Source organism: Salipiger sp. (assembly GCF_048261495.1).
Lineage (GTDB): Bacteria > Pseudomonadota > Alphaproteobacteria > Rhodobacterales > Rhodobacteraceae > Salipiger.
On sequence record NZ_JBLXFX010000001.1, the window covers coordinates 13,998 to 35,891 of the forward strand.

General features: G+C 68.4%; 21 protein-coding genes. 9 read left to right on the top strand and 12 right to left on the bottom strand.

Annotation, left to right across the window (positions count from 1 at the left end; all coding sequences use genetic code 11):
* Positions 1 to 68: 68 nt before the first annotated feature.
* The 3 genes from ACN0RJ_RS00075 to ACN0RJ_RS00085 all read right to left on the bottom strand — a co-directional run bounded on the left by ACN0RJ_RS00075 (position 69) and on the right by ACN0RJ_RS00085 (position 4,574).
* The gene (locus ACN0RJ_RS00075) at positions 69 to 1,199 is read right to left on the bottom strand and encodes a DNA recombination protein RmuC (RefSeq protein WP_417723021.1); all 1,131 of its coding nucleotides are present in this window, start codon (positions 1,197 to 1,199) and stop codon (positions 69 to 71) included.
* Positions 1,196 to 3,049, bottom strand: coding sequence for a DNA mismatch repair endonuclease MutL (mutL, locus tag ACN0RJ_RS00080; protein ID WP_417723022.1), 1,854 nt, complete (start codon positions 3,047 to 3,049; stop codon positions 1,196 to 1,198). Before mutL ends, ACN0RJ_RS00075 begins: the two co-directional genes overlap by 4 nt.
* Before the next feature lie 295 nt (positions 3,050 to 3,344).
* Complete coding sequence (locus ACN0RJ_RS00085; RefSeq protein WP_417720519.1) at positions 3,345 to 4,574, bottom strand: urate hydroxylase PuuD; 1,230 nt, start codon at positions 4,572 to 4,574, stop codon at positions 3,345 to 3,347.
* A gap of 236 nt (positions 4,575 to 4,810) precedes the next feature.
* Between ACN0RJ_RS00085 and ACN0RJ_RS00090 the strand changes: the two genes are divergently transcribed.
* Positions 4,811 to 5,185 carry a rhodanese-like domain-containing protein gene (locus ACN0RJ_RS00090; protein ID WP_417720520.1) on the top strand — a complete coding sequence of 125 codons (375 nt, stop codon included), beginning with the start codon at positions 4,811 to 4,813 and terminating at the stop codon, positions 5,183 to 5,185.
* 117 nt (positions 5,186 to 5,302) lie between these two features.
* Here the strand turns inward: ACN0RJ_RS00090 and ACN0RJ_RS00095 are convergent, their stop codons facing one another.
* Both ACN0RJ_RS00095 and ACN0RJ_RS00100 read right to left on the bottom strand, forming a co-directional pair.
* A complete protein-coding gene (locus ACN0RJ_RS00095) occupies positions 5,303 to 6,706 on the bottom strand; it encodes an aspartate aminotransferase family protein (RefSeq protein WP_417723023.1) in 1,404 nt (467 codons plus the stop codon).
* Positions 6,707 to 6,776: 70 nt separating this feature from the next.
* The gene (locus tag ACN0RJ_RS00100; protein WP_417720522.1) at positions 6,777 to 7,430 is read right to left on the bottom strand and encodes a GntR family transcriptional regulator; all 654 of its coding nucleotides are present in this window, start codon (positions 7,428 to 7,430) and stop codon (positions 6,777 to 6,779) included.
* Positions 7,431 to 7,580: 150 nt separating this feature from the next.
* Between ACN0RJ_RS00100 and ACN0RJ_RS00105 the strand changes: the two genes are divergently transcribed.
* The 5 genes from ACN0RJ_RS00105 (at position 7,581) to ACN0RJ_RS00125 (ending at position 12,991) form a co-directional block, all read left to right on the top strand.
* Complete coding sequence (locus tag ACN0RJ_RS00105; protein WP_417720523.1) at positions 7,581 to 8,666, top strand: polyamine ABC transporter substrate-binding protein; 1,086 nt, start codon at positions 7,581 to 7,583, stop codon at positions 8,664 to 8,666.
* Positions 8,667 to 8,740: 74 nt separating this feature from the next.
* Entirely contained in the window at positions 8,741 to 9,862 is a 1,122-nt protein-coding gene (locus ACN0RJ_RS00110; protein ID WP_417720524.1) for an ABC transporter ATP-binding protein, read from the top strand.
* Positions 9,863 to 9,865: 3 nt separating this feature from the next.
* Positions 9,866 to 10,756 carry an ABC transporter permease subunit gene (locus ACN0RJ_RS00115; RefSeq protein ID WP_417720525.1) on the top strand — a complete coding sequence of 297 codons (891 nt, stop codon included), beginning with the start codon at positions 9,866 to 9,868 and terminating at the stop codon, positions 10,754 to 10,756.
* Between the two features lie 97 nt (positions 10,757 to 10,853).
* Entirely contained in the window at positions 10,854 to 11,675 is an 822-nt protein-coding gene (locus tag ACN0RJ_RS00120) for an ABC transporter permease (protein ID WP_417720526.1), read from the top strand.
* Complete coding sequence (locus tag ACN0RJ_RS00125) at positions 11,672 to 12,991, top strand: NAD(P)/FAD-dependent oxidoreductase (RefSeq protein ID WP_417723024.1); 1,320 nt, start codon at positions 11,672 to 11,674, stop codon at positions 12,989 to 12,991. The genes ACN0RJ_RS00120 and ACN0RJ_RS00125 overlap by 4 nt, the downstream gene beginning before the upstream one ends.
* 29 nt (positions 12,992 to 13,020) lie before the next feature.
* Here ACN0RJ_RS00125 and mbfA read toward each other — a convergent pair whose 3' ends face one another.
* On the bottom strand, positions 13,021 to 13,995 hold the full coding sequence (gene mbfA / locus ACN0RJ_RS00130; RefSeq protein ID WP_417720528.1) for an iron exporter MbfA: 975 nt from the start codon (positions 13,993 to 13,995) through the stop codon (positions 13,021 to 13,023).
* Positions 13,996 to 14,145: 150 nt separating this feature from the next.
* On the opposite strand from mbfA, the gene ACN0RJ_RS00135 reads away from it, so the two are divergent.
* Both ACN0RJ_RS00135 and ACN0RJ_RS00140 read left to right on the top strand, forming a co-directional pair.
* Complete coding sequence (locus ACN0RJ_RS00135; RefSeq protein ID WP_417723025.1) at positions 14,146 to 14,286, top strand: hypothetical protein; 141 nt, start codon at positions 14,146 to 14,148, stop codon at positions 14,284 to 14,286.
* Between the two features lie 62 nt (positions 14,287 to 14,348).
* The gene (locus tag ACN0RJ_RS00140; RefSeq protein ID WP_417723026.1) at positions 14,349 to 14,966 is read left to right on the top strand and encodes a TetR/AcrR family transcriptional regulator; all 618 of its coding nucleotides are present in this window, start codon (positions 14,349 to 14,351) and stop codon (positions 14,964 to 14,966) included.
* Between the two features lie 16 nt (positions 14,967 to 14,982).
* Here ACN0RJ_RS00140 and ACN0RJ_RS00145 read toward each other — a convergent pair whose 3' ends face one another.
* The 3 genes from ACN0RJ_RS00145 to ACN0RJ_RS00155 form a co-directional block, all read right to left on the bottom strand.
* Entirely contained in the window at positions 14,983 to 15,699 is a 717-nt protein-coding gene (locus ACN0RJ_RS00145; RefSeq protein ID WP_417720531.1) for an NYN domain-containing protein, read from the bottom strand.
* Positions 15,700 to 15,823: 124 nt separating this feature from the next.
* On the bottom strand, positions 15,824 to 16,315 hold the full coding sequence (locus tag ACN0RJ_RS00150; RefSeq protein ID WP_417720532.1) for a GNAT family N-acetyltransferase: 492 nt from the start codon (positions 16,313 to 16,315) through the stop codon (positions 15,824 to 15,826).
* On the bottom strand, positions 16,315 to 17,112 hold the full coding sequence (locus ACN0RJ_RS00155) for a potassium channel family protein (protein ID WP_417720533.1): 798 nt from the start codon (positions 17,110 to 17,112) through the stop codon (positions 16,315 to 16,317). Before ACN0RJ_RS00155 ends, ACN0RJ_RS00150 begins: the two co-directional genes overlap by 1 nt.
* Positions 17,113 to 17,444: 332 nt before the next feature.
* Between ACN0RJ_RS00155 and ACN0RJ_RS00160 the strand changes: the two genes are divergently transcribed.
* Positions 17,445 to 19,091: a Y-family DNA polymerase gene (locus ACN0RJ_RS00160; protein ID WP_417723027.1), complete on the top strand. Its 1,647-nt coding sequence runs from the start codon at positions 17,445 to 17,447 to the stop codon at positions 19,089 to 19,091.
* A 249-nt stretch (positions 19,092 to 19,340) separates the two neighbouring features.
* Here ACN0RJ_RS00160 and ACN0RJ_RS00165 read toward each other — a convergent pair whose 3' ends face one another.
* The 3 genes from ACN0RJ_RS00165 to ACN0RJ_RS00175 form a co-directional block, all read right to left on the bottom strand.
* Positions 19,341 to 20,402: a maleylacetate reductase gene (locus ACN0RJ_RS00165; RefSeq protein WP_417723028.1), complete on the bottom strand. Its 1,062-nt coding sequence runs from the start codon at positions 20,400 to 20,402 to the stop codon at positions 19,341 to 19,343.
* A 24-nt stretch (positions 20,403 to 20,426) separates the two neighbouring features.
* Complete coding sequence (locus ACN0RJ_RS00170) at positions 20,427 to 20,726, bottom strand: Dabb family protein (protein ID WP_092431181.1); 300 nt, start codon at positions 20,724 to 20,726, stop codon at positions 20,427 to 20,429.
* Positions 20,727 to 20,799: 73 nt separating this feature from the next.
* Positions 20,800 to 21,885, bottom strand: a complete 1,086-nt coding sequence (locus ACN0RJ_RS00175) for a Gfo/Idh/MocA family protein (protein ID WP_417720536.1) — start codon at positions 21,883 to 21,885, stop codon at positions 20,800 to 20,802.
* Between the last annotated feature and the right edge of the window lie 9 nt (positions 21,886 to 21,894).

Sequence of the window (21,894 nt, forward strand, 5' to 3'; positions counted from 1 at the left end):
CCCTTGCAAAACCTGAAACAGACTGGACGGTGCGCCCGCATCCGTCCTTGATCCTGCTCAATCCTGCCTCAGGAGCGTGTCATCGGCACGACCTTTTCCGCGCCCTCGTCGAAATCGAACCCGTCGAGCCGCCGCGCCCGCTGACCCGCCTTGTCGGCACTGATGCGGATTTCCGCCACGTCCCGCGCGGCGGCGGCGAAATGACGGTCGAGGTTGTCGACCCGCCCGCCCAGCCGCTCCACATCCGCGTGCAGCAGCGCCAGTTCGCGGCGGATCGCCCCCGCCTGCTCGCGCATCCGCGCATCCTTGAGAACCGCGCGCAGGGTGTTGAGCGTGGCCATGCAGGTGGTGGGCGAGACGATCCAGACCCGCAGGGCAAATCCTTCGCGCACCACCTCCGGGAAATTGCCGTGCAACTCGGCAAAGACCGCCTCCGAGGGCAGGAACATCAGCGCCGAGTCGGCGGTTTCCCCGTCGAGGATGTAGCGGTCGGCGATGTCGCGCAGATGCTTGCGCACCGACAGGCGAAACGCCTGCCCCGCCCGCGCGCGCATATCCTTCGTGTCGGCCCGGCGCAGGTGCTCGTAGGCTTCCAGCGGGAATTTCGCGTCGATGACGATGGGGCCGGGCGGTTCCGGCAGGCGGATCAGGCAATCCGCGCGCCGCCCGTTCGACAGCGTGGCCTGCAGGGTGTAGCTGTCCGGCGGCAGCGCCTTGGACACGATATCGGTCAGCTGGATTTCACCGAAGGCACCGCGGGTCTGCTTGTTGGACAGGATGTCCTGCAACGACAGCACGTCGCCCGACAGGCGGGTGATGTTTTCCTGCGCGCGGTCGATGACCTTGAGCCGCTCCTGCAGTTCGCCCAGCGAATGCGCGGTGCGGCGGGCGGTGCCGTGCAGGCTCTCGGCCATGGAGCCCTGCACCTCGGCCAGCCGGCGCTCCATCAGTTCCAGCATCACGCCGCGGGATTGCGCCTCCGCCTCGGTCACGTGATGCAGGCCGCCCGCCAGCCGCTCCTGCCCGTCCGACAGTGCCTGCACCCGCCCGGCCAACTGGCTCAGCGGATAGCCCAGCCTCGAGACGCGCCCCACCGCGCGCAGCAGCAGGACCAGCATCAGCAGCAGGCCCGCCCCGGCCAATCCCGCCCAGACCAGCGGGTCCTGCCAGGTCAGGACATGCTCGCCGATCCGGATCATGTGCGCCCGAACAGCCGTTCGATGTCGCTCAGCTTCAGCTCCACATAGGTCGGCCGCCCGTGGTTGCACTGGCCGGAATGCGGCGTCGCCTCCATCTCGCGCAGGAGGGCGTTCATCTCCTCGGCGCGCATCCGGCGGCCCGAGCGGATCGAGCCGTGGCAGGCGACGCGGCTCAGGATCGCCTCGATCTTGTCCTGCACCAGCGCCGAACTGCCGCAATCCGCCACCTCGTCCAGCACGTCGCGCAGCAGCGCGGCGGCATTGACCTCGCCTAGCAGGGCGGGGGTTTCGCGCACCGCGACGGCGCTGCCGCCGAAGGCCTCGATCCCCAGCCCCATGCGCGCGAGCTCCCCGGCCAACCCCAGCAGCCGGGCGCAATCGTCGGGCGAAAGCTCCACGATCTCGGGGATGAGCAGCGCCTGTGCGGCGACGCCCCGCTCGGCCATCTGGCGTTTCAGCCGTTCGTAGACCAGCCGTTCATGCGCCGCATGCTGGTCGACGATGACGATGCCGTCGGCGGTCTGGGCGATGATGTAATTCTCGTGAACCTGCCCGCGCGCCGTGCCGAGCGGCAGTTCCCCCGCCTCCTCGGGTTCCGAGGCTTCGACCCGCCCGGACCACTGCCCCGCCATGTCGGCAAAGGCCGGCGCCTGCGCGCGGAAGGCGGCGGCGCGGGCGGCGGGCGAAGGGCGATCCATCTGGTAGACCCGCGCAGGCGCGGCCGCGGAGGCCGGGGCCGCAGCCGCGCCGAGCGGCCCGGCCTCGGGGCGGAAGGAGCGCAGCGTCTCGCCCGCCACGGTCGACGAGGCACGGTGCCCCGCCTCCGCCAGCGCGTGGCGCAGCGCCGAGACGATCAGCCCGCGCACCACCCCCGGCTCGCGGAACCGCACCTCGGATTTCGCCGGGTGGACGTTGACGTCCACCAGATGCGGGTCGCAGTCGACGAACAGCGCCACGGCAGGATGCCGGTCGCGGCTGAGAAAGTCCGCATAGGCCCCGCGCAGCGCGCCGTAGAGCAGCTTGTCCTGCACCGGCCGACCGTTGACGAACAGGAACTGCGCCACGGAGGAGCCGCGCGAATAGGTCGGCAGCGCCGCGAGGCCGGTCAGCCGGAAGCCTTCGCGCTCGGCGTCGACGGACAGGGCGTTGTCGGTGAACTCCGCCCCCATCACCTGCGCCAGCCGCCCGCGCAGGGCGGTGAACAGATCGCCGGTGACGGGATCGGCGCGGAATGTCACGCGCGCCTTGTCCTCGCTCACGTCGCGCAGGGTGAATCCGACCGAGGGCTCGGCCATGGCCAGCCGTTTGACGACCTCGGAAATCGCCATCATCTCGGCCCGGTCGCTGCGCAGGAACTTCAGCCGCGCGGGCGTCGCATGGAACAGGTCCCGCAGCGTCACCACCGTGCCGCCGTTCAGCGCGCAGGGTTTCACCCCGCCCGACACGCCGCCCGAGACCGCGATCTCGGCGCCCTCCCCGCCCTGCGCGCGGCTCCGGATCACCAGCCGGCCGACCGCCCCGAGCGAGGGCAGCGCCTCGCCCCGGAAGCCGAAGGAGTGGATGTTCAGCAGGTCGGTGCCGTCGATCTTGGAGGTCGCATGGCGCGACAGCGCCAGCGGCAGATCCTCCGGCGCCATGCCGCAGCCGTCGTCGGTCACCCGGATCAGGCTCTTGCCGCCGTCCGAAACCTCGACGAGAATCCGCCGCGCCCCCGCGTCGACGGCATTTTCCACCAGTTCCTTGACCGCCGAAGACGGGCGTTCGACCACCTCGCCGGCGGCGATGCGGTTGATGGCGGCTTCGTCGAGTTGACGGATCACCGGGCGCATATTGGGGGTATGGGTGTTCATCCTACCAGACCTAGCAAACCCCTCGCGATTCTGAAACAGCCGAAACCAAAGGTGAATGCGTCTTCCGGACAACACCGGAACCAAAGTCGTATTGCCGATCTTAACAATATGTCAGACGAATTTAGTTAACGTGCCACAGTCGCACGACACATCGACTGCCTTACAGCAAGGGATCACCCCAATGCCCGTCAACCGCATCACCTACGACATGATCACGTCGATCTACGGCGCCCAGTTCGCGCAGACATGGTTCCGGCCGGTCTCGCAGGTCTTCAAGGGCGTCTGGTAAGGCGCTTCATCCGTCCGACGCCGCCCTGAACCAGCGTCGGATCTTCGCGCGCTCCGCGTCCTCCATGTAGGACACGTTCGCCGGAGGCATGGCATGGGTCAGCCCGGCCTGCAGATAGATCAGCCTGGCGTTGCGCGCGACGTCGGCTTCGGTTTCCAGATGTATGCCGCGCGGCGCCTTGAGGATGCCCTCCCAGCCCGGCTGCTGCGCATGGCACATCGAACAGCGCCCCAGCACCACGTCGTAGACCTCGGAAAAGCCCTCGGCCTCGGCGTATTTCAGCGCCGCCCCGGTGACCTCAGCGCCCTCGACCTCCGCATCGTCATCCAGACCGGCGGTCGACAGCCAGGCCACGATCAGGAACAGCACCGCCGTCACGGCCCAGGTCCAGTAGGGCGTGCCCCTGCGCGCATGCATCGAATTGAAGAAGTGCCGGATCGTGACCCCCATCAGGAACACGAGGCTGGCGATGATCCAGTTGTATTCGCTCGCGAAGGCCAGCGGATAATGGTTCGACAGCATCATGAACAGCACGGGCAGCGTCAGGTAGTTGTTGTGGGTCGACCGCTGCTTGGCGATCTTGCCGTATTTCGCATCCGGGACGCGCCCCTCCTGCAGATCCTTCACCACGATGCGCTGGTTCGGCATGATGATGAAAAAGACGTTCGCCGTCATGATCGACGCGGTGAAGGCCCCGAGATGCAGCAGCGCCGCGCGCCCAGAGAACACCTGCGCATAGCCCCATGCCATGACCACCAGCACGCCGAAGAGAAAGATCATCAGCCGGGTGTTGTTCTCGCCGAAGGCCGATTTGCAGACGAAATCGTAGGCCAGCCAGCCGACCGACAGCGACAGCAGCGAAATCACGATCGCCGCCCAGACCGGCAGGTCCATGACCGCCGGATCGACCAGGAACAGGTCCGCCCCGAGGTAGTAGACCAGCACCAGCATGGCAAAGCCAGACAGCCAGGTCGCGTAGCTCTCCCATTTGAACCAGACCAGGTCGTCGGGCATGTTGCCCGGCGCCACGAGGTATTTCTGGATGTGGTAGAAGCCGCCGCCGTGAACCTGCCACTCCTCGCCATCCGCGCCGGAGGCAAGGTTGCGGTCCCGGTGCAGCCCGAGATCCAGCGCGATGAAATAGAAGGACGACCCGATCCAGGCGATTCCCGTGATCACGTGCAGCCATCGCACGGCGAATTCGATCCAGCTTCCCAGCGCCGCCATATCCTGCATGTGTCGTCTCCGCTTCCTGTCCCGCGGGCGCGCCGCGTCCCTCGCTCCTTAAGACCCCAAGATCGCGGAAAATGCACTCTCAAACCGGCACGGTCCCGGCGCGCGGTGCGGCATCTGCCTTTCCGATGGTCAGTTTTCCGCCCCGCCCGCGGCTGTCGGCGGCGGGCCAGCCCTTGCCCTTTCGCCCGCGAGGGCCACATTTCCCGGCGACTGGCGGAATGACGGAGGCATACGACATGAAGACCGAACAGGTGGGCGAAGGGGTTCTCGAAACCTGGACCGTCGACGAGGTGGCCGAGGCCTTCGACCGGAACGAGATCGTCCTGATCGACGTGCGAACCCCGCAGGAGTTCATGTTCGAGCATGTGGACGGCGCGATGCTGATGCCGCTCGCCTTCTTCAAGGCCGAAAAGCTGCCCGGTCAGAGCGACAAGCGCATCGTCTTCCATTGCGGCTCGGGGATGCGGTCGGATCGCGTCGCGCGGGAATGCCTCTCCGCCGGGATGGAGCGCATCGCCCACATGGGCGGCGGATTCGGCGCGTGGAAATCCTCGGGCCGGCCCTACATCGGCACCAACATGGCGACCGGCGCCCCGCAGCGCAGCGCCTGAACCGCGCGCGGCCACGGCGGCACCGCATCTATCCCGACGGCAAAAGGGACAGGATCGCTCCTGCCCCTTCTTCTTGTCTTCAAATACGCAGATCCGGCCGCGCGACCGGGCGCCGCGTCAGCCGCGTTCGCCCGCCACCATCAGCCCCTCGTCCAGCAGCCGCGCGTGGCATTCGTCGAGCGAGATGCGCGCGCGCTCGATCAGGGTGTCGATCTCGGCCCGGGTGATGACCAGCGGCGGCGAGATGATCATGCGGTCGTAGACGTGGCGCATGATGAGGTTGTTGGCAAAGCACCGCTCGCGGCAGATGTAGCCCACGGTTCCGGCCTCCGCGGCAAAGGGCGCGCGGGTCGCCTTGTCCGGGGTCAGCGCGAGCGATCCCATCATGCCGATGATCCGCGCCTCGCCCACCAGCGGATGATCCGCGAGGCTTTCGAACCGCTCCTTGAGATAGGGGCCGGTGTCGGTGCGGACCCGCTCCACGATGCCCTCCTCGTCGAGGATGCGCAGGTTTTCCAGCGCCACGGCGCAGGCGACCGGGTGGCCGGAATAGGTGTAGCCGTGGTTGAACTCGGTGGCCCCGATGACGGCGGCAACCTCGTCGCAGACGATCGAGGCGCCGATCGGGATGTAGCCCGAGGACAGCCCCTTGGCGACGGTCATGATGTGCGGGGTGATCCCCATGGTCTGCGAACCGAACCAGTTGCCGGTGCGCCCGAAGCCGCAGATCACCTCGTCCGCGATCAGCAGGATGCCGTACTTGTCGACGATGCGCCGGATCTCGGGCCAGTAGGTCGACGGCGGGATGATGACCCCGCCCGCGCCCTGCACCGGCTCGGCGATGAAGGCCCCGACTCGGTCCGGGCCGATCTCGAGGATGGCGGTTTCCAGCTGCCGCGCACGCTCGAGCCCGAACTCCTCGGGCGTCATGTCGCCGCCCTCGGCATACCAGTGCGGCTGGTCGATGTGGTGGATGCCGGGAATCGGCATCCCGCCCTGGGCGTGGATCCCCTTCATCCCGCCCAGCGACCCCGACCCCACCGACGAACCGTGGTAGCCGTTCCAGCGCCCGATGATGACATCGCGCTGCGGCTGGCCCTTCTCGGCCCAGTAGGTGCGCACCATCCGCAGGTTGGTGTCGTTGGCTTCCGACCCCGAGCCCGCGAAGAACACGGTGTTGAGATCCCCCGGCGCCAGCTCCGCGATTCGCGCGGCAAGCTGGATCGCGGGCACGTGGGTGGTCTGGAAGAAGGTGTTGTAATACGGCAGTTCTTCCATCTGGCGCGCCGCCGCCTGCGCCAGTTCGCGCCGCCCGTAGCCGACGTTCACGCACCACAGCCCGGCCATGCCATCGAGGATGCGCTCGCCCTCGCTGTCGGTCAGCCAGCAGCCCTCGGCGCGGGTGATGACCCGCGCGCCCTTCCTGGCGAGGTCGGCCGCGGTGGTGAAGGGGTGCATGTGATGCGCCGCGTCCAGCGCCTGAAGCTCGGCCGTGGGAGCATTGGGAGAGATCATCGTCATCGGACCACGCCTTTTCCTGTCTGGGAGAGTTGGCGCGAGAATATGATCAAATTATCCGCTGTCAATCGAATCACGGCAGACGGTCGCGGATCTGCTCCATCCCCTGCACCACGTCGGCCTCCATCGCGGTTGCGGCGGCCTCGGGATCGCGCGCGCCCAGCGCGTCGAGCAGGTCCTTGTGGCGGTCGGGCAGGCTCAGGGTGCCGAACTGGCCGCAGACCACGCGCAGCGACGGGCCGAAGCGCAGCCACAGCCCCGCGACCAGGTCAGTCAGGATCGGAGCGCCCGCGATGGCGTTCATCTCGGCGTGAAAGCGGTGATTCTCGACCAGGTAGCCGTGCACGTCCCCCTTGGAGATCGCCCGGTCCAGCCGCCCGTCGGTCGCGGTCAGACGGCGGAGCTCCGCCGCGTCGCACCGCGCCGCCGCGCGCCGCGCCAGCAGCGGTTCCAGCGCCACGCGCGCCGCGGTGAGCTGGTCCAGATCGGCGGCCTGCAGCACCGGCACGATGATCCGCCGGTTGTCCTGAAATGCCAGCGCACCCTCGGCGATCAGCCGCCGCAGCGCCTCGCGCACCGGGGTCATGCCCGCGCCCAGCGTTTCCGTCAGCCCCTGGATCGTCACCGGCTGCCCCGGCACCAGTTCGCCGAAAAGCACCATGTCCCTCAGCCGCCGGTACACCAGTTCGTGCGCGGGGAGCCGTGGGCTGTCTGCCTGAACATTCATCGCCTGCCTTCCGAATGACCACCCGACCCGTCAGACCATCTTGCAAGGGTCATCGTCGCGTGAAAGCATCTTCATGTTGCCACAACTCGCAACATTTGATCAAATCCAAAGGCCACGGGGCGGCAAGACCTCACCAACGGGAGCCAAACAATGACCAAAACCCTTCTGAGTTTCACCGCGACCCTCGCGCTGGTGGCCGCCACGGCCCACGCCGAAGAGGTCCGGGTCTACAACTGGTCCGACTACATCGACGAAGACCTGCTTGCGAAGTTCGAGGAAGAAACCGGCATCGACCTGATCTATGACGTGTTCGACAGCAACGAGGTGCTCGAAACCAAGATGCTCGCCGGCGGTTCGGGCTACGATGTCGTGGTGCCGACCGGCAGCTTCCTGCAGCGTCAGATCATGGCGGGCTCGTTCCAGAAGCTCGACAAGGACAAGCTGCCGAACCTGTCCAACATGTGGGACGTGATCGAAGAGCGCACCGCGCAATACGACCCCGGCAACGAATATTCGATCAACTACATGTGGGGCACCACCGGCCTCGGCGTGAACGTGCCCAAGGTCAAGGAAGTGCTGGGCGAAGACGCCCCCATCGACAGCCTCTCGCTGATCTTCGATCCGGCGAACATGGAAAAGCTCGCCGCCTGCGGCGTCTACTTCCTCGACGCCCCGACCGAGGTGATCCCCGCCGCGCTGAAATTCCTCGGCGAGGACCCGGTTTCCAAGGATCCCGAGGTGATCGCCAAGACCGAGCCGCTGCTGATGTCGGTCCGGCCCTACATCTCCAAGTTCAACTCGTCGGAATACATCAACGCGCTGGCCAACGGCGACATCTGCGTCGCCTTCGGCTGGTCCGGTGACGTGCTCCAGGCCCGCGACCGTGCGGCCGAGGCCGACAACGGAGTCGAGGTGGCCTACAATGCGCCCAAGGAAGGCGCGCTGATGTGGTTCGACCAGATGGCGATCCCGGTCGACGCCCCGAATCCGGACGGCGCGCACAAGTTCCTGAACTTCATCATGGATGCGCAGAACATGGCGGCGGCGTCGAACTACGTCTACTACGCCAACGGCAACAAGGCCTCGCAGGAATTCCTGATCGAGGACGTGATCGGCGACACCGCGATCTATCCGGACGCGGCGACGCTGGAAAACCTCTACACCTTCTCGCCCTACGACCAGAAGCTGAACCGCGACGTGACGCGGCTCTGGACCAAGATCAAGTCGGGCACCTGATCCCGCGATCCCGCTGACCCGCGCCCTCCGGGGTGCGGGTCCTGTTCCGACCGCAGACAGACAGGACGTCCTTCATGGCCCAGACCGTCTTTGCTCCGTGGGATGATCCCGACGCGCGCCCCCTCATCGAGTTTCGCAACGTCACCAAGCGGTTCGGGGATTTCACCGCGATCGACGACCTGTCCCTGAACATCTTCGAACGGGAATTCTTCGCGCTGCTCGGCCCCTCGGGCTGCGGCAAGACCACCATGATGCGCATGCTCGCCGGGTTCGAGTCGATCACCTCCGGGCAGATCTTCCTCGGCGGTCAGGAAATCGACCAGGTGCCGCCGAACCGGCGCCCGGTGAACATGATGTTCCAGAGCTACGCGCTGTTCCCGCACCTGTCGATCTGGGAAAACATCGCCTTCGGCCTCAAGCGCGAAAGCCGCGACAAGGAGGCGATCGCCGCCCGCGTCGAGGAGATGCTGCGCCTCACCCGCCTGACCAAGTTCGCCAAGCGCAAGCCGCACCAGATTTCCGGCGGCCAGCGCCAGCGGGTCGCGCTCGCCCGGTCGCTCGCCAAGGCGCCGAAGCTGCTGCTGCTCGACGAACCGCTCGGCGCGCTCGACAAGAAGCTCCGCGAGGAGACCCAGTTCGAGCTGATGGACATCCAGGAAAAGACCGGCACCACCTTCGTCATCGTGACCCACGACCAGGAAGAGGCGATGACCGTCGCCTCCCGGATCGCGGTGATGGACGAGGGACGGCTGGTGCAGGTTGCCACGCCGCCGGTGATCTACGAACAGCCGAACTCGGTCTACGTGGCCGACTTCCTCGGCGATGTCACCGTGCTCGACGGCACCGCCCGCCGCGCCGGCGATGTCTACGAAATCGCCTGGGCCGAAGGTCAGCCTCCCCTGCGCTGCGCCTCGCCCCTCGCCATTGCCGACGGCAGCCCCTGTCACGTCGCCGTCCGCCCCGAGAAGGTCGAGATCCACCACGAGAAACCCGAGGACGACAACGTCCTGCGAGGCAAGGTCATCGACATCGGCTATCTCGGCAACCTCTCCACCTACCACGTGGAACTGGCCAACGGGCAGATCATCAAGGCGCAGAACTTCAACACCGAACGCGACACCCGGCAAAGCTTCACCTGGCAGGACGAGGTCTGGGTCAACTGGACCGACCGCTGCGGCGTCCTGCTGGAGGGCTGACCCATGCGCCGCTTCACCCTCATCGCCCTCCCCTACCTGTGGTTGCTGGCGCTGTTCCTCGTCCCGTTCCTGATCGTGGTGAAGATCTCGCTCTCGGACGTGGCCCTGTCGCGCCCGCCCTACACGCCGCAACTCGACCTCACCGCGGGCTGGGAGGGGCTGAAGGCCTTCTTCTCGGCGCTGGATTTCGAGAACTTCACCTTCCTCACCACGGACGAACTCTACTGGAAGGCCTATCTCAGCTCGCTCGAGATCGCCGCCGTCTCGACCGTGCTGACGCTGCTGGTCGGCTACCCGATCGCCTACGGCATGGCCCGCGCCGCCCCGGAATGGCGCCCGACGCTGCTCATGCTCATCATCCTGCCGTTCTGGACCTCGTTCCTGATCCGGGTCTACTCCTGGATGGGAATCCTCTCGACCGAAGGCGTGCTCAACCAGCTTCTGCTCTTCCTCGGGCTGATCCGCGAACCGCTGCAGATCATGAACACCCCGACGGCGGTCTACATCGGCATCGTCTACACCTACCTGCCCTTCATGATCCTGCCGATCTACTCGGCCCTCGAAAAGATGGACGAAAGCCTGCTGGAAGCCGCCGAAGACCTCGGCTGCTCGCGCATGGACGCCTTCTGGCTGGTCACCTGGCCGCTCTCGCGCAACGGCATCATCGCCGGCTGCTTCCTCGTCTTCATCCCGACCATCGGGGAATTCGTCATCCCCTCGCTGCTCGGCGGCTCCGGCACGCTGATGATCGGCAAGGTCCTGTTCGAGGAGTTCTTCTCGAACCGCGACTGGCCGGTGGCCTCGGCGGTGGCGGTGATCCTGCTGCTGATCCTCATCATCCCCATCGTGCTGTTCCAGCGCAACGAACAGAAAGCGCGGGAGGCCGAAGGATGACCCCGGCCTTCTTCACCCCGCAACCGCGCCGCCCCGCATCGCGGCGCCGCGCACCCGCATTTCCGTCGAACATCCGCGCCCCGCACGGGGGGGCCGCATGAAGCGCTTTTCCTGGTTCAACACCACCTCGCTCACCCTCGGCTTCGCCTTCCTCTACCTGCCGATGATCCTGCTGGTGATCTACAGCTTCAACGAAAGCCGCCTCGTCACGGTCTGGGCCGGCTTCTCGACCAAGTGGTACGGCGAACTCTTCCGGGACGAGGATTTCGTCAACGCCGCCTGGATCACCCTCAAGGTGGCGGTCTTCTCCTCCACCCTCGCCACCGTGCTCGGCACAATGGCCGCCTACGTGCTGGTGCGGGCCGGGCGGTTCCGCGGGCGCACCCTGTTCTCGGGCATGATCTACGCCCCGCTCGTCATGCCCGAGGTCATCACCGGCCTGTCGCTGCTGCTGCTGTTCATCGGCATCAACCTCGACCGGGGCGTGTTCACCATCGTGCTCGCGCACACGACCTTCTCCATGTGCTACGTCTCGGTCGTGGTCTCCTCGCGGCTCACCACCTTCGACCAGTCGCTGGAGGAGGCCGCGCTCGACCTCGGCTGCTCGCCCTTCGAGGCCTTCCGCCTCGTCACACTGCCGATCATCGCGCCCGCCGTGATCTCCGGCTGGCTGCTCGCCTTCACCCTGTCGCTCGACGACCTGGTCATCGCCAGCTTCACCACCGGCCCCTCGGCCACCACCCTGCCGATCAAGATCTTCTCGGCCGTGCGCCTCGGCGTCTCGCCGCAGATCAACGCGCTCTCCACCATCATGATCGCCATCGTCGCCTTCGGCGTCATCGCCGCCTCGCTCGTCACCAAGCGCGCCGCCGTCTCCCGCGCGCGGGATGAACAGGCCGCCATCCGCGCCGAGGAATGAGACGCATCTACGAAGCCCCGGCCTACGGGCCGCAGGGCGACTGCTACTGGGCGACCACCGTGGACACGCCCGCCGACTCCCCCCTGACCGGTCCGCTGAGGACCGGGGTTGCGGTGATCGGCGGCGGCTTCACCGGCCTGTCGGCGGCGCTCCACCTCGCGCGCGACGGTGTCGAGGTCACGGTGCTCGAAGCCGGGCACGAAGGCTACGGCGCCTCCGGGCGCAACGGCGGCTTCTGCTGTCTCGGCGGGGCCAAGGCCTCTCCGGCGATGCTGCAGCGCCGCTTCGGGGCGCAGGGCCTTGCCGACTGGCGGGCGACGGAACGCGCCGCCATCGACACCGTGCGCGACCTGCTGGCCGGGAACGGCATCGACGCCGACACCCATTCCGACGGCGAAACCCGCATCGCCCATACCCCGCGCGCCTGGCGTGCCATGCTGGCCGAAGCCGCCGAGTCCGAGCGTGTCGACGGCGTGCCCGCCCACCTCACCCCGCCGGAGGCGCTGCGTGACGAGGGCCTCGGCGGGCCGTTCCACGGCGCCCTGACCCTGCCGCTCGGCTTTGCGCTGAACCCGCGCAAGTACCACGCCGGGCTGGCCCGCGCCGCCCGCGCCGCCGGGGCGCGGATCCACGGCCGCACCCCGGTCACCGCCCTGCGCCGCGACGGGAGCTGGCGCCTTGCCACGCCGGGCGGCGAGGTCGTCGCCGACCGCGTGATCCTCGCCACCAACGGCTATTCCTCCGAAGACCTCCCGGACTGGCTGCGCGCGCGCTACCTGCCGGTGCAAAGCTCGGTCCTCGTCACCGACCCGATCCCGGACGAGGCGCTGGCCGCGCAGGGCTGGACCTCGCACCAGATGGCCTATGACAGCCGCGTCCTGCTGCACTATTTCCGGCTGATGCCCGACAAGCGGTTCCTGTTCGGCATGCGCGGCGGCCTGACCGCGACGCCCCGTGCGGCGCGCGCCATATCGGCCCGCATCCGCGCCGATTTCGCCGCCATGTTCCCGGCGTGGCGCGATGTGCCGGTGGCGCATGAATGGGCGGGACTGGTCTGCCTCATGTCCTCGCTCACGCCCTTCGTCGGGCCGGTGCCCGATCACCCCGGCCTCTTCGCCGGGATGGGCTATCACGGCAACGGCGTGGCGATGGGCAGCCACTCGGGCAGGATCCTGGCCGATCTCGTGCAGGGCCGAGCCTCGCGCGCGCGCCACCCCGAGGCCATGCGCGCCGTTCCCCGCCGCTTCCCGCTCGGCCGCTTCCGCCGCGCGCTGCTGGCCCCGGCCTACGCCGGGGCGCTGCTGTTCGACCTCTAGGTCCGGTCTGCGGGACCGCGCCCCGCGCCTCAGCCGCTGCCGATCAGCACCCCCGCCGCCAGCACCAGCGCGCCGCCCAGAACCACCTGCATCGAGGCGCGCCAGAACGGCGTTTCCATGTACCTGTTCTGGATCCAGGCGATCGCCCAGAGTTCGATGAACACGATGACCCACGCCAGCGAGGTCGCGGTCCAGAAATGCGGGATGAGGTAGGGCAGCGCATGGCCCAGCCCGCCGACCGTCGTCATCACCCCCGAGGCCACGCCCCGCTTGATCGGAGAGCCCCGCCCCGACAGCGCCCCGTCGTCCGAGGCCGCCTCGGTGAACCCCATCGAGATCCCGGCCCCGACCGACGCCGCGAGCCCGACGAGGAAGGTCGTCCAGGTGTCCTGCGTGGCAAAGGCCGTGGCAAAGATCGGCGCCAGCGTCGACACCGAACCGTCCATCAGCCCCGCGAGGCCGGGCTGCACCCAGGTCAGCACGAACTGCCGGTGCGCCTGACGGTCCTCCTCGGCCCGCGCCTCCCCGCCCAGATGCGCGCGCTCCAGCCCGTCGGCGGTGTGCTGGTGCCCCGCCTCCGCCGCCGCGAGATCGCCCAGCAGCTTGCGCGTGCCCGCGTCGCTGCTGCGCTTCGCGGCCTCGAGATAGAACCGCTCGGCATCCAGCTCCATGTTGGCCGCCTCGTCGCGGATGCGCTCCAGCGACAGGTTCTGCATCAGCCACACCGGACGGCGCGCATGGAACCCCGCCACGTGCTCGCGCCGGATCAGCGGGATGACATTGCCGAACCGGCTCTGGTGCAGCGCGATGAGCGCCTGCCGGTGGCCGTCCTCCTCGACCGCCATGCCGTCGAAGATCGCCGCGGTGTCGGGAAACTCCGCCCGCAGCCGCTCGCCGTAGCTGCGGTAGATCTGCGCGTCATCCTCTTCCGAGGAAATCGCCAGGGCGAGGATCTCCTGCTCGCTCAGCTCGCCGAAGTGCCGCCGTTGGGTGAAAAAGCGCATCTGCCCCTCGTCTTTCTTTAGAACGATTCCAAACTACTCCCTCCGCAAAATGCCGCAAGTGCAAAAAGTGAACCGATCCGTTCACTTTTCCCTTGCGACTCGCCCGCGCCGCGCCAATATATGAACCGAACGGTTCAGTTTGGAAAAGCCATGCACAAGATCGCCCTCCTCCTCCTCGCCCTGTCGCAACCGGCCTGGGCCGGCCCCGCCGACGTCAGCTTCCCCAGCCTCGACTGGCCCGCGCCCAAGCCCCCGGTGACCCGCCCCGTCGCCCCGCCGGTCCCCGGCTGACCGCCACTGCTTGCTCAAACTGAACCGTCCGGTCTATGATGGCGGAAAAGGGGAGAGCGGTGATGCCGACACACCCGGCAGAGGTACGCCGCGGTCGCAAGTTCGATCAGGTTCTTCACGGCGCGCGCGAGGTCTTCCTCCGCGACGGCTTCGAAGGGGCCAGCGTCGACGACATCGCAAAGGTGGCGGGGGTCTCCAAGGCCACGCTCTACAGCTATTTCCCCGACAAGCGCCTGCTTTTCATGGAGATGGCAAGCTGCCAGTGCCAGCTTCAGGCCGACGAGGCGCTGATGACCATCGACCTCTCCCAGCCGCCCCGGCAGGTGCTGAAACAGGTGGCCCACACCTTCCTCGGCTTCGTCCTGTCGGACATGGGACAGCGAATCTTCCGCATCTGCGCCGCCGAGTCGGACCGCTTCCCCGATCTCGGCCGGCAGTTCTACCAGAGCGGCCCGATGCTGATGAAAAAGGCGCTCACCGGCTATCTCCAGGCCAGCATCGCCCGCGGAGAACTGCGCATCGACGACATCGACCTCGCCGCCGCGCAATTCGCCGAGCTGTGCAAGGCCGACATCTGGATCCAGCTCGTCTTCGGCATCAAGGACCGGTTCTCCGAGGCCGAGATCGCCCGCGTGGTCGACGGCGCGATCGAGACCTTCCTCGCCCGCTACGGCGCCTGACCGGCGCCCGCCCGGCTCAGTCCAGCCGCCGCACCTGCAACTGGTTGCCCGGCCCCCGGCGCGTCTCGAACACCTTCAGCTCGGCCACCAGGTCCGACAGCTTGCGCTTGCCGTAGGTGCGGGTGTCGAAATCCGGATTGGCCGCGGTGATGAACTGGCCGAGCTGGCCCAGCGTGTACCAGTCGTCCTCCTGCTCGATGGCGTCCATCGCGGTGAAGATCAGGCTGCGCGCCTCGTCCAGAGGGCCGCTCTGCTTGGGCTTCTCGCCCGGCGCCTTGCCCGGCGCCCCTTCGAGGTTTTCCAGGTAGATGAACCGCTTGCAGGCCTTGCGGAAGGCCTCGGGCGTCTTCTGCATGCCCATGCCGAAGACATCCAGCCCCTGCTCGCGCACGCGCTGCGCCAGCCGGGTGAAATCGCTGTCCGAACTCACGATCATGAAGCCGTCGAAGCGCCCGGTGTGCATCAGGTCCATCGCGTCGATCACCAGCGCGATGTCGCTGGCATTCTTGCCCACCGTGTTGGCGGGCTGGTGATGCGGCACCAACCCGAATTCCGCAAAGATCTTCGACCAGCCCGACATCTGCTGGCTGGAAAAGTCGCCGTAGACCCGCCGCACGCTGGCTTCGCCGATCGAGGCGATCTCGTCGAAGATCGCCTTGGTGTATTTCGGCGAGGTGTTGTCGGCGTCGATCAGCACCGCCAGCAGCGGGGTATGTTCCGTGGGGGAGGGCATGAATTCAGGTCTCCTGTCCCGAAAGGGGCGCGGCGGCCCCGGTGTGATGCGGCCTCCGGGCAGGCCGGACCGGCCCGATGCGCGTTGCCGCGACCATGCCCCGCCGGCGCCCGGGACACCACCGTTAAAGGTCGCGATACATCACCAGCGCATCGACGTAACCCGCCTGCGGATGGTGAAAGGCCCCCGGCAGGCGGGCCAGCGTGGCAAATCCCGCCCCCTCCCACAGCGCCACCGCGCGGCTGTTGGTCGAGACGACGAAGTTGAACTGCATCGCCCGGAACCCGGCATGCCGCGCCTCCTGCAGCGCATGGTCCAGCATCCGCCGCGCCACGCCCCTGCCGCGCGCCGCGGGATCGGTGACGAAACCGCAGTTGCAGACATGGCTGCCGCCGCCCGGCTGGTTGCGCACCAGGTAGAACGAACCGACCAGCCGCCCTTCGGCCTCCGCCGCGTAGACCCGCCGCCCGCCGCCGGTCCAGTAGGCCAGCGCCGCGTCGCGCGGGATGTCGGGGTCGACGGCATAGGTGTCGCCGGCGCGGAACACCGGCTCCAGCACCTCCCAGAGGCGCGGCAGGTCGGACGCCTCCAGGGGGCGCATCACGAGGTCGCTCATCAGTCTTGTCCTTCGGTCCGGATGTGGATGACGGTGCCGCAATGCTTGCAATGCACCGCGTCGGCATCGTGCAGGCTCAGCCCGCAGACCCGGCAGATCTGGCGCACCTTGGCGGGGCGGAACAGCACCTGCGCCAGCCGCAGGAACAGCGTGACGCCGCAGATCATCACCACGACCGAGATCAGCCGCCCCAGCGAGCCGGTCAGGGTGATGTCCCCGAAGCCGGTGGTGGTCAGCGCGGTGATGGTGAAATAAAGCGCATCGGCATAGTTGCGGATCTGCGGGTTGACCAGGTGCTGGGTGGCATAGACCAGCCCGGTCATCACGAAGATGAACACCAGCAGGTTGATCGCGGCGACGAAGATCTCCTCGTTCAGCCGGAAGAACCGGAAATCCGCCCGAAGCCGCCGCAGAAGCTGGTAGGTGTGCAGCAGCCGCAGCGTCCGCACGATCCGCAGGAACCCCAGCCCCTCCCCCGCCAGCGGCGCGAGGAAGGAACCGATCGACACCATGTCGGCCAGGGTCACGGGGCGGATCAGGAACCGCAGGCGGCGGCGCTCGATCACGAGCCGGGTCAGGAAATCCGCCAGGATCACGATCCCGAACAGCGCATCCGCCACCTCGACCCAGACCCCGTGCGCGGTAAAGGAGGTGGCGACCACGAACAGGATCGTCACCGTGTCGAAGACCAGCAGCCCGTAGCGGAAGCGGTGCGCGCGGTCGCTGTCGCCCTCGTAAAGCTCCCTGACGGCCTCGATTCCCCGGCCTCTGCCCGTCGTCCCTGCTGCCCGTGCCATGCGTCCGTCCCATGCCTCCGCCCCCCGCTATAGGGCGGGCAGGCCGGTCTCGGCAAGCCGGTGCGCCCCGCGCCGCGGCCTCTCCCCGCGGACAGATGGCGCGCCGCCGCCGCCCGTCCACCTCCCCCGGCTTCTTCTTGTCGCAAATACGCAGCTGCGACGCGGCCACCGGCGCCGCGCCGGGTTCGGGCGTCACCCCGCCACGGCCGCGGAGCGGGCGGCCGAAGGCGGCCCGCGACAGCCCTGCGCGCGCCTGCGCGCTCCGCTGCGGGACTCGACTCCCGCCCGTCCGGACGTGTAGAACAAAACGGAAACAAAGCCTGCCGCGACTCATGAAATACCGCCGTATCCTCTCCGTCTGGTTCCCCCGGTTGGGGGCCGAACGCCTGCTGCGCCAGGCGCCGCATCTCGTCGAGGTGCCCTTTGCCGTGGTCCGCGAAAGCGGGCAGGTGCAGACCCTGTCCTCGCTCTCCCGCGCCGCTTCCCGGGCCGGGCTCTACAGGGACCAGCCGCTGCGCGATGCCCATGCCATGTGTGCCGATCTCCTGACCCGGCCGCAGCAGGCCCATCACGAGGCCGCCTTCCTCGACGCCCTGCACCGCTGGGCCGGGCGCTTTTCGCCCCGCGTCGCGCCCGAGCCGCCGGATGCCCTCCTGCTCGACCTCACCGGCTGCGCCCATCTCTTCGGCGGAGAGGAGGCGCTGATGGCCCGGGTGGCCCAGGACTGCACCGACATGGGCCTCAGCGTCCGGATGGGCGCGGCGGACACCCCGGGCGCGGCCTGGGCGCTGGCCCGCCATGCCGATACCGCCCCCGAAAGCCACCGCAACGGCGACGCCATCGACCAGGAGGCCCGCGCCACCCGCTCCCGCGCGGGCAAGCGGCGGCACTGGGAACGGGGCGGGGCGGCGGCCCCGGCGGTGGTCACCACCCCGGGGCGCACCGGCCGGATCGCCGCCATGGGCGGGACCGAGGCCGCGATCTCCCCCCTGCCCATCGCCGCGCTCCGGGTCGATGCCGAGACCGTGGCCCAGCTGTCGCGGGTCGGGCTGCGCCGGATCGGCGACCTCCTGGACCAGCCCCGCGCCGGGCTTGCCCGCCGCTTCGGGCGGCCCCTGCTCGAACAGCTCGACCGGGCCATGGGCTTCGTGACCGAGCCGCTCTCGCCCCGGAACGCCCCCCGCCGCTTTGCCACCCGGCTCAGCTTTCCCGACCCCATCGGGCTGGAGGAGGACATGGCCGCCGCGCTGGACCGCATGATCCCGCGCCTCTGCATCGCGCTGAAACAGCAGGGCTACGGCGCCCGGACCCTGCGGCTCGAGGCGCACCGGACCGACGGCATCATGCAATGGGTCAACGTCAGCCTCGCCGCCCCCTCCCGGGAGGCGGACCGCATCGCCCCCCTGATGCGGATGAAGCTGGGCGACTTCGAGGCGGGGTTCGGCATCGACATGCTGCGCCTCGAAGCCATCCGCCACGAGCCCCTGCGGGAAACCGGCCCCGCCGGGCCCGCGTTCTCCGCCCGCCGGAACGGGGCGGACATGGCGATGCCCGACCTCATCGGGCGGCTCGGCGCGCGGATCGGGCTGGACGCGATCACCCGCCGCCACCCCGGCGACAGCCACATCCCCGAGAAGGGCTCCGTCACCCTGGCCGCCGCCTGGTCGGAACCGGCAAAGGACTGGCCCGAGCCGCCGCGCCCCCGCCCGGTGCTGCTCTGGCGGCCCGAGCCGGTGATGGCCCCGGACCACCCCCGGCTGGCCGAAACCTTTCGCTGGCGCAGGCGGGAATACCGGGTCACCGGCAGGCGGGGACCGGAACGGCTGTCCCCGGAATGGTGGCTGGACGACCCGGACTGGCGCTCGGGTCAGAGGGACTACTGGCAGGTCGAGGTCGCCTCGGGGGAGCGGCTCTGGCTGTTCTACGCCCACGGCTGGCTGATGTCCTCGGGATGGTTCTGCCAGGGGGCCTTTGCCTGAGGTTTCGCGGCGAAACCTCATTAGATAACAATGCCTTGAGCACAATTACCTTAACGAATCGGAAGCGCGCCGCCCTCTCCCTTCGCGGCGCCGGTCGCGCCGGGTCCGGGGCGGGCGGATCCTGCCGTCGGGGACGGGTGCCCCGGCGCCCCCCGGGCCGGCCCGGCGCAGCGATTCATCCTGACGCGGCCATTCCGGCGCCGACCTCCCGCCAGCCGGGGCATCGCGCAGGGCGGCATGATCCCTGCCTCATGGCCGGGGTTCGGAGCCTTCCCACGCCCTTTGGAGAAGGGCCCGCAAGGGCCCGGCCTCGATCGGGCGCGGGTTCCAATAGGGGTTCGAGAGCGCGATCCCGCAAGCCCGGTCGAGGTCCGGTTCCGCAACCCCCAGATCGCGCAGCGCCAGGGGCAGATCCAGCCGTTGCGCCAGTTCGTGCAGCCCGCGAGGCCCGTCCGCGGCACCGATGGCGCGGGCGATGCTGGCCATGGCGTCGGGGGCGGCGGAGCTGTTGTAGGCCAGCGCATGCGGCAGGACGATGGTGTGGGTCTCGGCGTGCGGCAGGTTGAAGCTGCCGCCCAGCGTGTGACAGAGCTTGTGATGCAGCGCCATGCCGACATGGCCGAGAACCGTGCCGCAGAGCCACGCGCCGTAGAGGCATTGCGACCGCGCCCCGATATCGTCCGGGCTGTCGCGCAGCAGGGGCATGCCCGCGGCCAGCGCGCGGATGCCTTCCTCGGCCATCAGCGACATCACCGGGTTGCCGTCCCGTGCATAGAGCCCCTCGGCGGCGTGGGCGATGGCGTTCATGCCGCTGACAAGGGACATGCCGACGGGCAGCGAGCAGGTCAGTTCGGGGTCGTAGATCACCGATTTCGGCACCACGCGCACATCCTTGCCGGTGGTCTTGATGCCGTTTTCGGTGATGCCGTAGACCGGGGTCATCTCGGACCCGGCATAGGTCGTCGGGATGGCGATGATCGGCAGCGCGGAATCCAGCGCGATGGCCTTGCCCAGCCCGATGGTCGACCCGCCGCCGACCGCGACGGCGCAATCGGCACCCAGCTCCCGGGCGACGGCGCGGGCGGTGCGGGCGCTTTCGATGGGCACGTGCATTTCGGCGCCGTCATGGATGCCCGCCAGCCGGTCGCCCAGCAGCGCGCCGACCCGTTCGGCCTGCGCCCGCTGCTGCGGCGTGCAGAGGACCAGCGCGCGGGTGGCGCCGATGGCGCCGACCTCGTCCGCGACGGTGGCGAGCTTGCCGGGGCCGAAGACCACGCGGGACGGCAGGGCGGTGTAGGTGAAATCCTTCATGACGTGTCCTTTGATGACGCCCTGTCAGGCGCGGTAGTCGACCTGGTGGCGGGCGATGCGCGAGGCGCCCAGCGCATCCTTGACCCGCAGGTGCGCCGGGTGGCTGGCATAGGCGTCGAGCGCCTCCTGGCTGTCGAACTCGGTATAGAGGACGACGTCGCAGGCGTAATCCACCCGGCTGTGGTCGAACCCGACCTCGAGATGCAGGAGGCCGGGGATTTCGCCCCGGATCTCCTCGAACCGCGCGCGCAGGTGTTCCGCGGCGCGGGTGCGTTCCTCGGCCGTGTCACCGGCCATGTTCCACATGACGATATGCTTGATCATGATGTCCTCCCCCGGATGCTGACCGTTCCCCCGTCGGCCGGGGGAACGGCGGTCTGCCCGATATTGCTCCGGGTCAGAGCGTGACCTCGGCTCCGCCCTGCTGCGACGAGGCGAACAGGGCTTCGAGGATCAGGTTGATGTTGTGCGCCTGGGTGGCGGGCACGTTGGAGGGTGCCCCGCTGCGCAGGGAATGCTCGAAGGCCGCCGCCTCGCGGTCGAAGTAGACGGGGTTTCCGATCTCGGCGATCTCGGGCGAATAGACGGTCTTTCGCACGGCCCAGATCTCGGGGAAGGCGGTTTCGTTGTATTCCGTCCAGCCCGTCGGCAGGCCGTGCTTGCCGGTGCTGTAGATCCGGTAGGTCGCGGGCATGGGGCGCGAATGCATCACGCCGTCGGTGCCGTAGGCGGTGATATCCCAGCTTTCGGTCCAGGGCATCGGGTCCCAGGACATGAAATCGACGGTGATCATCTTGTCGTCGTAGTTGAGGATCGCCCCGGCGGCATCCTCGCGCGCGGCGTCCGGCATGATGCCGGGGAACTTGGTGATGCGCGCGTTGACCGATTTCGGCATCCCGAAGTGCAGGAGAAGCCGGTCGATGGTGTGGCAGCCGATGACGTAGAAGGCCCCGCCGATGTCGCCGGGCTGGCGCATGTGGTCGGTGTCGGCCTCGTTGTGGGAACAGCCGGCATGGGCGCGCACCTGCAGGATCCTGCCGAGCTGGCCCTTTTGCAGGACCTCCTGCATCCTGTCGACGGAGGGCGCGTAGCGCCAGCAGTAGCCGACCTGGAACAGCCGTCCGGTGCGTTCGGCGGTCTCTACCAGCCGCGCGGTATCCTGCGACCCGCGTCCGGCGGGCTTTTCGCAGAGCACCGCCTTGCCGGCCTCCATCGCCTCGATGGCCCAGTCGGCCATGCGGTAGCTCTTGGGGTGGATCATCACGGCGTGGACGGCGGGGTCGGAGAGGATCTCGTCCTTGGTCCGGGCCTCGATCTCCATCGCCTCGGTGAACGGCGTCAGCAGCGGGCTGTCGTCCCAGGCGCCCAGCACGCGGGCGTTGGTCATGCGCTTGAATGCCTTCACCCGGCCCGAGGTGTGCGGGTGCGTGATCCCGAGGCAGGCGATGCCGAGGGGGGTGTCTGCTCCGATGGCGTAGGTCATGGGGTTTTC

Coding starts and splice junctions, on each gene's coding strand:
- ACN0RJ_RS00075 (WP_417723021.1), bottom strand. CDS start 1,199: ATGATCCGGATCGGCGAGCATGTCCTGACCTGGCAGGACCCGCTGGTC.
- mutL (WP_417723022.1), bottom strand. CDS start 3,049: ATGAACACCCATACCCCCAATATGCGCCCGGTGATCCGTCAACTCGAC.
- ACN0RJ_RS00085 (WP_417720519.1), bottom strand. CDS start 4,574: ATGCAGGATATGGCGGCGCTGGGAAGCTGGATCGAATTCGCCGTGCGA.
- ACN0RJ_RS00090 (WP_417720520.1), top strand. CDS start 4,811: ATGAAGACCGAACAGGTGGGCGAAGGGGTTCTCGAAACCTGGACCGTC.
- ACN0RJ_RS00095 (WP_417723023.1), bottom strand. CDS start 6,706: ATGACGATGATCTCTCCCAATGCTCCCACGGCCGAGCTTCAGGCGCTG.
- ACN0RJ_RS00100 (WP_417720522.1), bottom strand. CDS start 7,430: ATGAATGTTCAGGCAGACAGCCCACGGCTCCCCGCGCACGAACTGGTG.
- ACN0RJ_RS00105 (WP_417720523.1), top strand. CDS start 7,581: ATGACCAAAACCCTTCTGAGTTTCACCGCGACCCTCGCGCTGGTGGCC.
- ACN0RJ_RS00110 (WP_417720524.1), top strand. CDS start 8,741: ATGGCCCAGACCGTCTTTGCTCCGTGGGATGATCCCGACGCGCGCCCC.
- ACN0RJ_RS00115 (WP_417720525.1), top strand. CDS start 9,866: ATGCGCCGCTTCACCCTCATCGCCCTCCCCTACCTGTGGTTGCTGGCG.
- ACN0RJ_RS00120 (WP_417720526.1), top strand. CDS start 10,854: ATGAAGCGCTTTTCCTGGTTCAACACCACCTCGCTCACCCTCGGCTTC.
- ACN0RJ_RS00125 (WP_417723024.1), top strand. CDS start 11,672: ATGAGACGCATCTACGAAGCCCCGGCCTACGGGCCGCAGGGCGACTGC.
- mbfA (WP_417720528.1), bottom strand. CDS start 13,995: ATGCGCTTTTTCACCCAACGGCGGCACTTCGGCGAGCTGAGCGAGCAG.
- ACN0RJ_RS00135 (WP_417723025.1), top strand. CDS start 14,146: ATGCACAAGATCGCCCTCCTCCTCCTCGCCCTGTCGCAACCGGCCTGG.
- ACN0RJ_RS00140 (WP_417723026.1), top strand. CDS start 14,349: ATGCCGACACACCCGGCAGAGGTACGCCGCGGTCGCAAGTTCGATCAG.
- ACN0RJ_RS00145 (WP_417720531.1), bottom strand. CDS start 15,699: ATGCCCTCCCCCACGGAACATACCCCGCTGCTGGCGGTGCTGATCGAC.
- ACN0RJ_RS00150 (WP_417720532.1), bottom strand. CDS start 16,315: ATGAGCGACCTCGTGATGCGCCCCCTGGAGGCGTCCGACCTGCCGCGC.
- ACN0RJ_RS00155 (WP_417720533.1), bottom strand. CDS start 17,112: ATGGCACGGGCAGCAGGGACGACGGGCAGAGGCCGGGGAATCGAGGCC.
- ACN0RJ_RS00160 (WP_417723027.1), top strand. CDS start 17,445: ATGAAATACCGCCGTATCCTCTCCGTCTGGTTCCCCCGGTTGGGGGCC.
- ACN0RJ_RS00165 (WP_417723028.1), bottom strand. CDS start 20,402: ATGAAGGATTTCACCTACACCGCCCTGCCGTCCCGCGTGGTCTTCGGC.
- ACN0RJ_RS00170 (WP_092431181.1), bottom strand. CDS start 20,726: ATGATCAAGCATATCGTCATGTGGAACATGGCCGGTGACACGGCCGAG.
- ACN0RJ_RS00175 (WP_417720536.1), bottom strand. CDS start 21,885: ATGACCTACGCCATCGGAGCAGACACCCCCCTCGGCATCGCCTGCCTC.